The organism is Virgibacillus sp. L01, assembly GCF_052246775.1.
In the GTDB taxonomy this organism is placed as follows: Bacteria; Bacillota; Bacilli; order Bacillales; family Amphibacillaceae; genus Lentibacillus.
In genome coordinates this window covers 307,100-321,322 of record NZ_JBQQCP010000003.1, presented here as the reverse complement: position 1 = coordinate 321,322, position 14,223 = coordinate 307,100, and the positions used below count along the sequence as shown (strand labels likewise).

Below are 14,223 nucleotides of genomic sequence, written 5' to 3'. Positions count from 1 at the left end.
GGTATTAGCCGCTACTCATAAGAGGGCGGCTTTATTTTATCGAAAAATTATTAAAATCCTTATGCTTCTCTACTTTTTCCACTTTTATATCATCAACACGAATGAACTTATTAAACCCACCTTTCAGCTCTTTCAAAAATGTTTGTACGCTTGTTTCATTACCTTCAGCCTCCAATTCAACAGTACCATCAGACTGATTTTGAACCCAACCTGTTAATTTATATTCTCTCGCTTTTTGTTGAGTGGTATATCTAAAACCAACTCCTTGTACCCGTCCACTTACAGTCACATGTACCAGCACCGTAATCACTCCTTTGCAATAATATTCCTTTTTACATATTTAACAACGTTGTAACAACTTAATAGTATATTGCCGCATAATTTGCTAATTAAACCAAGAAATCCCTCATGTGTGATTCTGTTCGCATTAAAGCTTATACTAATTCCATATCAACTCACCTCCAACTATCTCATTAACTGGGGCACCATAGGTTAGCCAAGAGCATTAGTGTATAATTATTGAATTACTGACAAAAATAAGATAGAGATAATAGCTGATATACAATAAAGGAGTTATGAAAAATGTCACACAACATGAAATCGCCACAAAATCCAGAGCCGTATTGGCGGGATTCTGTAAAATTACCCTCATACCCACCACTGGATAAATCAATAAAAACAGATGTTGGTATTGTAGGTGGTGGTATAACAGGAATTACAGCTGCTTATTTACTGGCAAAGGAAGGTGTACAAGTTGTCTTAATTGATGCCAACGAATTACTCAATGGAACAACAGGTCACACGACTGCAAAAATCACAGCACAACATGGGCTAATATATAATGAACTAATAGAGCACTTCGGTTCCAAGAAAGCTTCCTTATACTATAAGGGTGCAACCGAAGCAAAAAAGCTTATTAACGATATCGTTACGGACAACAAAATAGATTGTAATCTCAAGGAAGAGGATGCGTATGTTTTCACGAACGATGATTCCTACATATCTCAATTGGAGAAAGAAAAGAAAGCCTATGACCAGTTAGAAATACCTAGCGAACTAGTTAAAAATATGCCACTGGATATACCGATGAAATCAGCATTATTAATGAAACAACAAGCACAATTCCACCCATTAAAGTACCTTAAGGCGTTGCTAAAAGACAGTGTTGAAAATGGGCTTGAAATTTATGAAAATACCACTGCAGCAGACATTGAATATAACAAACATCCTTCAATTATACTGAAAGATGGAAATCGTATAACATGTCGTTATGTTATTGAGGCTTCTCATTATCCATTTTACGATGGACAAGGATTCTATCCAACCCGAATGTATGCTGATCGATCTTATGTAGTGGCCGGTAAATCCAGCAAAAAGTATCCCGGAGGAATGTATATCAATGCAGAAAATCCAACCAGATCAATCCGTATTGCAGAGGATGATATATGGCTGATAAGTGGAGAAAATCATAAAACAGGACAGGGGAAATCAACAATGCATCATTATAATGCATTGGAGGAGTATGCCGAAAATAATTTTGGAATATCAGAGTTTGTAAATCGTTGGTCAGCACAGGATTTAATAACATTGGACAAGGTTCCATATATTGGTCCCATTACTAAGGCACAACAATCCGTTTTTGTTGCAACAGGCTTCCGTAAATGGGGCATGACAAACGGTACGTTGGCAGCAAAAATGATAACGGATATGATTCTTCAAGAAGATACACTTTATAAAGATTTATACACACCTTCTCGTTTTCAGGCTGACCCAGCACTTCGTAAGTTTACAGGAATAAATGCAGACGTAGCAAAACATATGGCAAAAGGAAAAATGGATAGAAGAGATGATAATTTAGATGATCTATCCCCTGATGATGCTACGGTTACACGAATTAATGGACAAAGAACCGGTGTTTATAAAGATAATGAAGAGAATCTTTATGCAATAGATACCACGTGTACCCATTTAAAATGCGAAGTCGAGTGGAATTCAGGCGACCGAACCTGGGATTGTCCTTGCCACGGATCAAGATTTTCCTATACTGGCGAAGTAATCGAGGGTCCCGCAAAAAAACCTTTACCGAAAATTGAAATCGACTAGTTGTTATTTTTCAGAAGCAGCCAAATTGGCTGCTTCTGCTTTAACTAAAATGAAAATCAGATATAAATTTTACAAACTCACTTTCAATTTCATGTTCATATTTATAAATTATATACATACTAGCTGTTGGCAGCTCCATGAAGAAAACAGGTATTTTCATCAATCTGCCCTCGATTATTTCACGATTTACAATTGATTTTGGCAGAAAACTTACACCAATGCCTTCCAATACAAACCGTTTCGCTATATGAGATTGGGTGACGCTCATAAACTGGTATGAAGATAATGTGTATTTTAGTTGCTCCTTTAGATTGTTCCAGTAAAAGGGATGATTATCTGTTAAAATGATATTCCTCTCGAGAATCTCTTTTGCGTCTACTATAGGGCCAGATTCTGCATCATAACCGTCATGACTACATACTAGACCAACAGACTCTTCGTGAAATTTTAAGCAGTTTACGTTTGGATCTCCAGGTAAACAGGATAATCCTACGTCTACATTTCCTTCTTCCACTACAGAAGCTATCTCCTTTGACTCCAGCACTTGTATCGATAATTCAACATGAGGATGTTGCTTTGTATACTCTCTTATAATACTTGGCAGAATCGTATCGGCTAGCAAAGGTGAAATTGCAATACGCATTGTTTTGTTAAATCCTTGCTGGAATTTACTAATTTGACTTAAACTTCTTTCACTTTGTGCAACAATTTCCTTTGCTTCTTTATGAAATAATCGACCTAACTCAGTTAATTTTATATGTCTGCCACGTTTATTGAATAGCTTACCACCGATTTCTTTTTCCAGTTGCCTTATCTGAGAACTTACAGCCGGTTGAGTAATAAACAGTTTTTCCGAAACAATCCTAAAATTCTCATATTCTGCAGCCAAAATAAAGGTTTTTAATGTTCGTGTATCGATAAGTAGCACCTCATTAATAAAATATATTTATTATTATACTAAAAATAATTAAATTTTAATAATGATTGAATTGATATACACTTGAATTATCAATGAGAGGGAAGGGGAGCGTATAATGTACCAACCAGGATTAAAAGGAATAATTGTTACGGAAACGAAATTAAGTCATATCGATGGTAAAAATGGAACATTGATTTATCGGGGCACATCCATTCAAGAACTTGTAAAAAATAACACATTTGAAGAGGTTGCGTACTTTTTGCTGAACGGGGAATTACCAACTAATAAAGAACTCGCTGATTTTAATTCAACGTTAAAGGATTATCGCAAATTGCCTAACCACGTTAAAACGATAATTGATAGCTTACCAATACATTTTTCCATAATGGACGTTCTAAGAACTGCAGTATCGTCCTTATCTAGTAATACTGATGCTATCCAGCTTATAGCAATCATGCCAACAATAATCGCTTACCGTTATCGCAGATTAAGTTCTATGAAAGCAATTGAACCTGATTTGAACCTCGATCACGTTGAAAATTTTCTTTATATGCTTACAGGCAATGTGAATAAATCGAACGTGAAGATGCTTGAAGCCTATATGATTATGACCATGGAACATGGCATGAATGCATCGACATTTTCCGCAAGAGTAACTATTTCAACACAAAGTGATCTGGTTGCTGCTGTAACAAGTGCTTTAGGAACCATGAAGGGCCCATTACATGGTGGTGCACCGTCTGGTGTTATAGAATTACTTGATGAAATAGGTACTGAAAATAAAATAAGTGAAATTATTCATAAAAAATTGAAAAATAATGAAAGGATTATGGGATTTGGCCATAGAGTGTATAAAACGTTTGATCCACGTGCAGAAGCTCTAAAATATAAAATACTCGACTTAACTGAAATTCCAAACTGGATTGATTTAGCATTAAAAACGGAACAAGAAACAATAAGGATACTGAACACATATAAACCAAATCAAAAACTGTACACAAACGTAGAATATTATGCTGCAGCAATTATGAAGTCACTTGAGTTAGATTCATCATTATTTACAGCAATTTTCAGTTCCAGCAGAGTTGTTGGCTGGTGTGCGCATGCAACGGAACAAATTAACAATAATACCATTTTCAGACCAGCAGCTAAGTATGTTGGCGAGAAATAATATCAAAAGATCACGTTATAATTAGCGTGATTTTTTATTTTATCTCACTATCATAAGTATACTTAGTTATTGAGATACACTTTATTAAATTTAATATAACTTCCTATAATAAATGTTATGTAAACTAGAAATAAAAAATAAGTTTTACCTTAGTTCTTATAATAAGCTTTTCATTGATATTCCCCCACTATCTATTTAAAACTAAAGAATAGGTGAAAATAGACGCGATACTGCTTCTTTAAACTTTACCGTATTGGACCTTTGTTTATACTTTTCAATTGTTAATTCAGAACTCATTTCACTATCTTCGATGAACAATTTATGGAGTTTTTGAGAAACCTTTTTATCATAAAATAGTCCATTAACTTCAAAATTTAATTCGAAACTGCGTATATCAATGTTTGTAGTTCCTACAGAAGCTAATTCCTGATCAATTACAATAGTTTTAGCATGTAAAAATCCTTTTTCATACAATAATATTTTTGCACCATATGTTAAAAGTTCACCTGCGTATCTACTATTAGCCCAATAAACAATTGAATTATAATTTTTTTGGGGAATCATAATTCGTATATCAACCCCTGCCAATGAAGTAATTTTACAAGCATCCATAAAACTTCTATCAGGTATAAAGTAGGGTGTTTGTATATAAACTGTTTGTTTGGCAGACATGATCAGCATAATATACATATTTTTAATGTACTGTGTTTCCGAATTTGGGCCACTTGGTATTACCTGGACAGGACAATGGCCACTAAATTCTTCCGTCGAAAAAGTGAATTGCTCAGATTTATTTTGTTGCTTTTTAGTAGCTTGATACCAGTCTATAATAAAACTCTCTTGAATATCATGAACTGATCCCCCCACTATCCTGCAATGGGTGTCTCGCCAATAACCGTACTTATTACCAAGCCCCAAATAATCATTCCCAATATTAAAACCACCCATGTAAGCAACTTTACCATCAATAATACAAAGTTTTCTGTGATTTCGATAATTCAGACGAAAATTAAACAACTTTAAAAATGTTGGAAAGAAAACCTCTACTTCCCCTCCATTTGAAATTAGTTCTTCAAAGAAAGCGGCAGACATCCCTCTAGAACCAATTCCATCAAATAGAACACGTACCTTTACCCCTTTTTCCGCTTTTTTCGTAAGTTCATCCCGAAGTTTAATTCCCAAAGCATCTGGTTTAATAGTGTAATACTGAATATTAATTTCCTTCCTTGCAGCACTTATATCGTCAAATAATATTTTAAACTTCTCTTGCCCATCTTTTAAAATGACTATATCATTGTTCATTGTTAATAATGCATTCGATGATTTTAAATTCATCAGAAGTAATTTTGAATACTTTTTCAGTATCTGATTGTCATAAAATGAACTGTTTTGTAAAAGTTCTATTTGTTGATTTATAGTTGAATTTTGGAAATCCTTTTTTTTACTTGAATTTTTAATATTATTATACTTAAGTTGCTTTCCAAAAAATATGTATAAAAGTAATCCAGCAATTGGAATCAAAAAAATAACGATTAACCAAGCCCAGGTTGAACCAACCTCCCTTTTTTCTACAAATATTATAAAACCAGCTGAAATAACGTTAATGATTATAACAAAAAATATAATAGCGTATATTATTTCTGAATACATAATATCCCTTCTACCCTTCTCACTTCCCAATTTCAATAAGCTATTAAAAAAAGCTCATTATAAAAAAAGCATTTTTTGAATGTTTCAATTGTTTCACACTTAAAGCCTTCTTTTTTAAATAGATCATGGTAACCTTTTTCGTTTTGGATAAAAAAACCATTATCATTATTTTTCATATACCAGTTACTAATTTTACTCTTTTTAAAATAACAGGGTTCAATTACTATAATCATCCCTCCCTGTACAATTATTTTTCGAAATTGTTTAATATATTCTTTCATTATTTCAGATGGAATGTGATGTAACACTGATATAATTAGAATTACATCTGTTGAATGATTTTTAACAGATATTTCATCTCTTTGGAATACACCAAAATCATAATCAGGATAGATTTTTTTCGCATAATTAATTCTTTTCTCATCAGGGTCTATTCCAAAGTATTTTTCAGGTTTGCAAAGGGTACAATTTGCTCCAGTTCCTGATCCGAAGTCAAGAACATTTTTATCATATAAATTAAAATGCTTTTTAATTCTATTATGAATATAAATTTGATTAATCCATTTAGGTCGTATTATTCTGTGATATAAAGTAGGTGAAAGTTCCAATGTTATATCCCCTTTTTTCCTTTGCTACTATCCTCCCAACTATAATTAATCACACCACTTTGATTACAGACTAAATTAGAGACAATTTGCAACTGTTCACTAACGTATAATAAAGAAGTTTTTAAGAGGAACAACAATTAATCTTCCCCATTATTTTTTTGTAATACTTTTTTTAACTTTTATAATGATAAACCATTAAGATATAACTTTTTAGCGATTCTCACAATCTCCACTTAAAAAACACCATGAAAATTAACATGGTGTTTTTTATTTGAATGTGTTCTAACAAATTGGTGATTAAAGTCACCAATTTTTTTGGGGGAACAATATGCGAAAACAAAAGCACGTTCGTTATGATTAACTAAATCATTAAGAAATCTACTAGTGTCCTCATAAAATGAGGAAAGTGCGCTTTCTAAATGAGTTAACTACAACTACAAACGTTTATTTATTAAATCTACAAGATATTCCTCGATCTATATTTGTAAACTCATCCTTTTATTTGGCCTGATCCCCGAACAATATACTTCGTTGATGTAAGGGCGGGTAATCCCATTGGACCACGGGCATGCAATTTCTGTGTACTAATACCGATTTCTGCTCCAAAGCCAAACTCGAAGCCATCGGTAAAACGAGTTGACGCATTATGATAAAGCGCGGCCGCATCTACTTGTTTAAAAAACGTTTCGACATTTTCTTCTTGTTCTGTGACAATTGCTTCTGAGTGTTTGGATCCAAAGGTTTGAACATGATTAATTGCCTCCTCCAGACTATCAACAATACGGATTGCGACTGTTAAGTTAAGAAATTCTGTTTCATAATCTTCATTGGTAGCCGGTAACAAAGTGCTATCTAGTTGTCTAGCTTTTTCATCTGCTTTGATCTCAACGTCATTTTCCTTTAATACATGAGTTAACTTCTCAAAGTACTGTTCAGCCCAATTTTGATGAACCAGAATTGTCTCTGCTGCATTACAAACCGATGGACGCTGTGTTTTGGCATTTAATGCAATTTCTACCGCCATATTTTTGTCAGCACTCTCATCAATAAAGACGTGGCAGTTTCCTACACCAGTCTCAAGTACAGGTACTGAAGCATTATTAACCACTGTTTGTATTAAGTTTGCACCACCCCTAGGTATGAGTACATCTAAGTATTCTGTGAGTTTGAACATTTTTGCTGCTGTTTCTCTACTCGTATCTTCTAACAATTGAACAGATTCAGTTGGCAAACCACTTTTCTCAAGTGCCCGGTGAATAACACTTACAATAGCTTTGTTTGAAGTGATTGCTGATGAACTACCACGTAATAAGACTGCGTTACCAGTTTTTAAACAAAGGCTTGACGCGTCTACAGTTACGTTTGGTCTTGCTTCAAAAATCATCCCAACAACGCCAAGTGGGACTCGGATTTTTTCAAAGTGGAGCCCATTTGGGTTATCCCATTGTTCTAGTAGCTCTCCAATTGGATCAGATAAGGCTGCTACTTGCTGAACTCCTTCAGCCATATCCTGAATTCGTTCTTCAGTCAGTTTTAGGCGATCAAGTAAATTTGCATTCATACCATTATTTTTTCCTGCTTCTAAATCCCTGCTATTCTCTGATAAAATAAATGCTGTCTCGTCCAGCAGTTGTTTAGCTATCAGTTTAAGTGCATCATTTTTTTGCTTTGTGGTGCACTGTCCAATAGTTATTGCGAGATTACTAGCTTTCTGCCCCTTATCATTAAGTTCACTCATTTTATCCCACTCTCCTTTGTAAATGACACCCAATTATTTCGATGAATTACTTCTGGTCGGTTCTGCATTGTTATTTCTTTAGCCTCTTTACTAGAAAGGCCCTTTATTTGGATAAGCTCTTCAACTGTATAATTTGTTTGCCCTTTGCCAATAAGTTCTCCTTCTTCATTTAACACCTCAACTACATCACCTGTTGTAAATGAGCCTTTTAACGTTCTTACACCTGCTGGCAATAAGCTTTTACCGTGGTAAACTACTGCAGACTCAGCACCTGAATCAATTCCAATTTGTCCAGCAATGTTCGAATGGATACCTATCCACTGTTTTTTATTTTTCAATAATGTATTTGGGATATATCCTACATATGTTCCGTCACCTTCACCAGAAATAATATCAAGCAGCTTATTGATTCCTTCCCCTTTTCCAATAAAAACCTTAACCCCAACTAATAGTCCTGTTTTTGCAGCTTCTAATTTGGAACGCATTCCACCTGTTCCTACTTTTGAACCAGTATCACCAGCTAAAGCAAGAAGATCATCGGTGATTTCTGCTAAAAAGTTATATTTTTTTGCTCTTGGATTATGGCGAGGATCCCCATCATAAAGACCATTAATGTCAGTTAAAATTATTAGCAAATCCGCATGAATAAGCCCACTGACTAACGCGGAAAGTACATCATTATCCCCGAATGTTAGTTCATCAATAATGACTGAATCATTTTCGTTAATAATTGGTAGTATGCCACGTTTTAATAGCTCGGTAAGTGTCGAATAGGCATTATTGTATTGCTCTTGTTGTGAGAAAACATGTCGCGTCAGTAAAAGTTGTGCGGATACGATATCTTCTTTCTGAAATTGTTCAAAATAGCTTTGCATAAGCAGTCCCTGGCCGACAGCTGCCGCAGCTTGTTTTCCAGCAATTGTCACTGGCCTTGTTTGATATCCTAAGACTGTAAATCCTGCTGCAACAGCTCCTGATGTAATGAGGATTACTTCATTACCTTCTTTTTTCAGTTTAGATAGTGCTGCAACATGCTCAGCAATTTTCTCTTCTGAAAGACCACCGTGCGTATTAGTTAATGAGCTGCTTCCAATTTTTACGACAATACGCTCTTTTGCCAAATAAATTCCCCCTTCTTATATTGTTAAAACAGTGGGAAAATTTAATGTTTTATTTTGGGTATTAAAAAACCTCCCATCCATCAAAGGACGGAAGAAAATTTTCCGTACGATCCTGTTTGTTCTAGCCATACCATATACGAAATGCTAATCCATCAATTTAGACATCTTTTATTTCTTTTAAAGTATTATAAGTTCATACTTGTAATCCGTCAAGGTATGGCTTGAATTAATTTCTAGATCACGAAATCTGCTACCTTTAAAAGGAGAATATTCGTGCAAAAATTTTTATTCATCGTCTCTTGTAATCCACGTTTTTCCATCAATATTATGTTGAACGGCCTCTTCAAGAGGTGAAAGCAAACTATCTTCTTGCTGACTTTCATTTTGTCCTGGATATTGTTCAAATTCACTATCCACTACATCATTTAGTATAGCCGGACTATTTGTTTCCTCTTTTACATTTTTAATTTGCTTTTCAAACTGATTTCGCTTTTTCATTATCTAGCCTCCAATAATAAATCATATTAATCGTTATTCTTCCTATTTTTTCTCTTAATATGAGCTTGTCCATAAAAAGATTTCATATGAATATCACTTTGAATTTTTCCTAACTTTTTATGCAAGCTAATCACAGGAGGTGATTATTATGCCAGATAATAGAGATACAAATAATGGTGATCAGGACCCACACTTTGATGGAGCAAAAGAAAGCATCATATCTGACCCCACTGGAAAACAAATTGGCATTCAAACAGGTAAAAACAGGCAATACGCTAATCCCAATGATGCACATTCTTTAAAACAAACACGTGAACAGGAGGGCTTAAATAAACATTAAAAATGGAATATATGCTTGGTCTTGCCGGTACCAAGCATATTCTAATATGCAAAATTGCTCGACAAAAAAGCGAACAGATTTACTTACTGCCCGCTGCAAATTATAAATTTTAATTACACTTCACTAATATCAAAAGAAACAATTCTGTCTGTGTTTGGATTATAGACAACATTGCCCCTAACGGTTATTCTTTCTTGTTGAGATTGTAAAATATATTCATACGTTTCTCGTGTTTGTGTAGGAGACACTTGCGTTTTTCGTATGAAATTATATTCACTCACATTGTAGCCAGGATAAGCTAACTGTGCAAGCTCCAGTAAATATTTCCCCCACTTTTGCTGCTCTAACTCCGGATCAGCTATAATTTCAACATCAATAACACCTTGTGCTGTATTTGCTCCCAGTGCTTCAAAAGCTCTTCGATGAAGGTTGATTCGGTTTTGCGGATAACCTGCTACTTCATCCACTACTGTTACAAGAAGTTCTCTTCCTGTTTTTTGGTTTCTTACTTTAATGGTTTGCCCACATTGATATGGAGAATTTTTCCCAACAGCTACAGTCATATAACGATTTTCCGACCATGGAATACCACATTGTGTTACTTGTCCTCCCTCTGTCCAAGTAGCTTGACCTCTAACTGGCTGTTGACGATTGTAATTATCATAGTGGCTATTATAAGTATGGTACGGATGCTGCCTGTAATAGGGATGATTTACGTACTGGAACCCATTTGTATTATAGGAATGATTAAAATACATAACTTTCCTCCTATCTAAAATAAAACATTCCAGATAATATATGCACCGTATATTTTAACTGTTACAGAAGCCTTGTATTTAAAAGTTTGGTCTTAGACAAGTTTATTTGGAAGTATAATGTATTAGGTGGAAAGGAGCATGCCATGAGAAACCTTGATTGGCAAATGATGCTATTTGTTGGTTCATCTCTTTTACATGATTATTGGATTTACTGGGGGCTGCCAAGGGTTTACTACTGGGATATTAAGCGAAAGAATTTACAATCATCAACTAACGTAAATAAAACGAAAAAAAGCTAGCAAAGCCTGCCAGCTCTTAAATTGATTATGTAACTTGTTTTAAATATTTGCTACCTTCCCGAACACTTAGTCTTGCCAGCTTATTTTCCGCAATAAATTGCTTTACTGATTCGGGATTCGTTTTTGAATATTCTCTTAAGGCCCATCCAATTGCTTTTTGAATAAAAAATTCCTTGCTATCCTTATTTTGATTGATATACCGGTACAATAATTTATCATCTGTTTGGCTTTTGTACTTTAATTGAAAAAGAATTGCTGTTCGTCGAAGCCATAGATTATCACTCAATGCCCAGCCTTCAATTGTCTCAGAGATTACATCAGGATTGTGTTTGGCAATCTCTCCAACAGGTTTCTGTGCAAGCATATCTACTGTATCCCACCATGATTTTGCTGTAATAAATGTTCGAATAAGTAGATATCATCTTTTTCAAGCTTTTTTAACGATCTGTCAATATAGTCAAGGGCGGCATTCTGAAACTCCCGCTCTTCTTTCTTCCATAACGCTAATACAAATTCTTTTTGAAACGGCTGTTTTAGAATGCCACTTTCACTATAAAACTTTTTCATTATTGCTCTCCGTTCGGGGGTTTTAATGCCGAGAAAGGGAAATTTCCCCTTCATATACCGCTGCATTGGAATAGCTTGTTCAGTATTCTGGTTCTCCTCAAATAACTGTATTAAATATTCCATAAAACGTACTCCCTCTATAAAATGGAATTATTACGAGTCAAACAAATTCATACTTAGATATCGTTCCCCTGTATCTGGGGCCATGCATAATACTTTTTTCCCTTTGCCAAGTCGTTTTGCTACTTCAATAGCAGAATAGACTGCAGCCGCTCCTGACAATCCAATAAATATACCTTCAGATTGCGGTAGTTTTTTAAACATATCAACTGCGTCTTTATCATCAATTAACATAATTTCATCGTAAACAGAAGTATTTAAAATATCTGGAATAAATCCAGGACTTGTTCCGACTAACTTGTGCTTACCAGGCTTTCCACCTGATAAGACTGGTGATCCTTTTGGTTCTGCGACGGTAATCTCAAGGTTAGGGATTTTATCTTTCAACACTTCTCCAGTTCCCGTTACTGTGCCACCTGTTCCTGCTGTAGCAACAAACGCATCCAATTCTCCATCCATTTGCTCAATAATCTCTAATGCTGTGGTCGTGCGATGTATATCTGGATTATCACTGTTTTCAAATTGCTGTGGTATAAAACTTCCCGGTATTTCCTGCTGCAGCTCTTTTGCCTTTTCAATTGCCCCCGGCATTTTGTCTTTGCTTGGTGTTAGCACAACTTTCGCGCCAAACGCCTTTAAAATATTTCTCCGTTCCTGTGTACTATTGTCAGGCATGACTAAAATTGCTTGATAACCCTTTGCAGCTGCATTCATGGCTAGTCCTATCCCAGTATTTCCACTTGTTGGTTCGATTATTGTATCACCTGGCTTAATTATTCCTTTGTCTTCTGCAGCTTTTATCATGTTATAAGCTGCACGATCTTTAACACTTTTGCTGGGGTTTTGTGATTCCAGTTTTATATAAATATCTGCCGCGTCATCTGGTACAATTTTATTTAAATGTACTATAGGTGTTTCTCCAATTAGTTCTGATATGTTTTGTGCTACCCTCATTAGTTAAGACAACCTTCCTATCATAAACTTTTTCCTTTTTCATAAAAATCTCTCATATCTTCTTCTGGTACAAGCGCGCCACCTGTTGCCCATGAGATATGCGTTGCATTTTGAACATTCAGCTTCTTTTCCTTGGCATAACTACGAATTCGTTCTGGTCCAACAAGTCCAGCGGTTGCAGAAGGTTCTAAATAGATGTCTTCAGAATCAGCTAGAAGTGTAAGCAATCTATACAAATCATTGTCTTCAATTGTATATATACCACTTACCAATCGATTGCTAATGGCTGTAGCAAAGCTAGATGGACGGCCCACTGCTAAACCATCTGCTTCTGTGCGGTTATCAATTCCAAAATCCTGAACACTAACATCACTCATTTTTTCGGTAAGTAGACCAATCAAAACAGAAGGTGAATGTGTCGGTTCAGCAAAGAAACAATGAACATGATCCCCAAAAACTTGTTTTAACCCGAATGTAATACCGCCTGGTGCACCGCCGACACCACATGGGAGGTAAACGAACAATGGATGTTCTTCATTTACTTTTACATTTCTTTCCTTCAGTTGTTTCTCAAGTCTTAATGCTGCAACACTATACCCTAGAAACAAATGCTTTGAATCTTCATCATCGACAAAATAAGCTTTTGGATCTGTAATTGTCTTCTGTCTCCCCGCATTTATTGCTTCACTAAAATCACCGGTAAACTCGTGAACCGTTGCTCCTTTTTGGCGAAGCAGGTTCTTTTTCCATTGCTTTGCATCCGCAGACATATATACAAACACATTGAATCCAAGCTTCGCACTTATTATACCAATGCTTAATCCTAAATTGCCTGTAGAACCAACTCCAATTGAATACTGACTAAAAAACTCTTTAAATTTCTGGGATGATAATATTTCATAGTTCTCACCACCAGTTAAAAATCCTGCTTCATAGGCCAGTGATTCTGCATGCTGTAATACTTCATATATCCCACCTCTTGCTTTAATTGAACCAGCAATCGGCAGGTCATTATCACATTTTAAGTAGAGTTCTCCTTCAAAAGAATCCGAAATTTTACTTTGCATATCAGCTATTCTTTGCAAAGGTGACTCAAGAATCCCTTTTGACTTTTTTGTTTCAGGGAATTCACTTTCTAAAAATGGGGCAAAACGCTTCCATAAACGTTCTGCTTTATCCATATCATCTCTTGTTAAGGAAAATGTACTACTACTGCTTTGTAAATTTGGATTCATCCAAACTACCGGCTTTAAGTCAATTATATCCTTTAGTATAGGGTACTTATTTTTCCATTCGATTAGTTCCTGCTGTGAATAGACTATTTGGATCACCCTTCCTCTTATTACTATCTCCTATTCAAATTTTATCATGACGTTG

Annotated in this window: 14 protein-coding genes and 1 pseudogene; 4 read left to right on the top strand and 11 right to left on the bottom strand. The window is 35.2% G+C overall.

Features of this window, described 5'->3' with window-relative positions:
- Positions 1 to 31: 31 nt before the first annotated feature.
- Positions 32 to 301 carry an acylphosphatase gene (locus tag ACTWQM_RS08600; RefSeq protein ID WP_443257769.1) on the bottom strand — a complete coding sequence of 90 codons (270 nt, stop codon included), beginning with the start codon at positions 299 to 301 and terminating at the stop codon, positions 32 to 34.
- Between the two features lie 281 nt (positions 302 to 582).
- On the opposite strand from ACTWQM_RS08600, the gene ACTWQM_RS08595 reads away from it, so the two are divergent.
- The gene (locus tag ACTWQM_RS08595; protein ID WP_443257768.1) at positions 583 to 2,103 is read left to right on the top strand and encodes an FAD-dependent oxidoreductase; all 1,521 of its coding nucleotides are present in this window, start codon (positions 583 to 585) and stop codon (positions 2,101 to 2,103) included.
- A gap of 40 nt (positions 2,104 to 2,143) precedes the next feature.
- On the opposite strand, the gene ACTWQM_RS08590 is transcribed toward ACTWQM_RS08595, so the two are convergent.
- Positions 2,144 to 3,031 carry a LysR family transcriptional regulator gene (locus tag ACTWQM_RS08590; protein ID WP_443257767.1) on the bottom strand — a complete coding sequence of 296 codons (888 nt, stop codon included), beginning with the start codon at positions 3,029 to 3,031 and terminating at the stop codon, positions 2,144 to 2,146.
- A gap of 106 nt (positions 3,032 to 3,137) precedes the next feature.
- On the opposite strand from ACTWQM_RS08590, the gene ACTWQM_RS08585 reads away from it, so the two are divergent.
- On the top strand, positions 3,138 to 4,193 hold the full coding sequence (locus tag ACTWQM_RS08585) for a citrate/2-methylcitrate synthase (RefSeq protein ID WP_443257766.1): 1,056 nt from the start codon (positions 3,138 to 3,140) through the stop codon (positions 4,191 to 4,193).
- A 201-nt stretch (positions 4,194 to 4,394) separates the two neighbouring features.
- Here the strand turns inward: ACTWQM_RS08585 and cls are convergent, their stop codons facing one another.
- The 5 genes from cls to ACTWQM_RS08560 form a co-directional block, all read right to left on the bottom strand.
- On the bottom strand, positions 4,395 to 5,846 hold the full coding sequence (gene cls / locus ACTWQM_RS08580) for a cardiolipin synthase (protein ID WP_443257804.1): 1,452 nt from the start codon (positions 5,844 to 5,846) through the stop codon (positions 4,395 to 4,397).
- A 29-nt stretch (positions 5,847 to 5,875) separates the two neighbouring features.
- Positions 5,876 to 6,451, bottom strand: a complete 576-nt coding sequence (locus ACTWQM_RS08575; protein WP_443257765.1) for a class I SAM-dependent methyltransferase — start codon at positions 6,449 to 6,451, stop codon at positions 5,876 to 5,878.
- Between the two features lie 490 nt (positions 6,452 to 6,941).
- Complete coding sequence (locus ACTWQM_RS08570; protein WP_443257764.1) at positions 6,942 to 8,189, bottom strand: glutamate-5-semialdehyde dehydrogenase; 1,248 nt, start codon at positions 8,187 to 8,189, stop codon at positions 6,942 to 6,944.
- Positions 8,186 to 9,310, bottom strand: coding sequence for a glutamate 5-kinase (proB, locus tag ACTWQM_RS08565; protein WP_443257763.1), 1,125 nt, complete (start codon positions 9,308 to 9,310; stop codon positions 8,186 to 8,188). The genes ACTWQM_RS08570 and proB overlap by 4 nt, the downstream gene beginning before the upstream one ends.
- A gap of 285 nt (positions 9,311 to 9,595) precedes the next feature.
- Positions 9,596 to 9,808: a hypothetical protein gene (locus tag ACTWQM_RS08560; RefSeq protein WP_443257762.1), complete on the bottom strand. Its 213-nt coding sequence runs from the start codon at positions 9,806 to 9,808 to the stop codon at positions 9,596 to 9,598.
- A 148-nt stretch (positions 9,809 to 9,956) separates the two neighbouring features.
- Between ACTWQM_RS08560 and ACTWQM_RS08555 the strand changes: the two genes are divergently transcribed.
- Positions 9,957 to 10,148 carry a hypothetical protein gene (locus tag ACTWQM_RS08555; protein WP_443257761.1) on the top strand — a complete coding sequence of 64 codons (192 nt, stop codon included), beginning with the start codon at positions 9,957 to 9,959 and terminating at the stop codon, positions 10,146 to 10,148.
- Positions 10,149 to 10,261: 113 nt separating this feature from the next.
- Here the strand turns inward: ACTWQM_RS08555 and ACTWQM_RS08550 are convergent, their stop codons facing one another.
- Complete coding sequence (locus ACTWQM_RS08550) at positions 10,262 to 10,906, bottom strand: DUF3889 domain-containing protein (RefSeq protein WP_443257760.1); 645 nt, start codon at positions 10,904 to 10,906, stop codon at positions 10,262 to 10,264.
- Between the two features lie 86 nt (positions 10,907 to 10,992).
- Here ACTWQM_RS08550 and ACTWQM_RS08545 point away from each other — a divergent pair, with 86 nt between their 5' ends.
- Positions 10,993 to 11,205, top strand: a complete 213-nt coding sequence (locus ACTWQM_RS08545; protein ID WP_443257759.1) for a hypothetical protein — start codon at positions 10,993 to 10,995, stop codon at positions 11,203 to 11,205.
- Positions 11,206 to 11,230: 25 nt separating this feature from the next.
- Here the strand turns inward: ACTWQM_RS08545 and ACTWQM_RS08540 are convergent.
- From ACTWQM_RS08540 to ACTWQM_RS08530, 3 genes and pseudogenes are all read right to left on the bottom strand, one after another.
- Positions 11,231 to 11,826: pseudogene (locus tag ACTWQM_RS08540) on the bottom strand (DNA alkylation repair protein).
- Between the two features lie 99 nt (positions 11,827 to 11,925).
- Entirely contained in the window at positions 11,926 to 12,846 is a 921-nt protein-coding gene (gene cysK / locus ACTWQM_RS08535; RefSeq protein WP_443257758.1) for a cysteine synthase A, read from the bottom strand.
- Between the two features lie 20 nt (positions 12,847 to 12,866).
- Positions 12,867 to 14,168: a D-serine ammonia-lyase gene (locus tag ACTWQM_RS08530; RefSeq protein WP_443257803.1), complete on the bottom strand. Its 1,302-nt coding sequence runs from the start codon at positions 14,166 to 14,168 to the stop codon at positions 12,867 to 12,869.
- Positions 14,169 to 14,223: the final 55 nt, after the last annotated feature.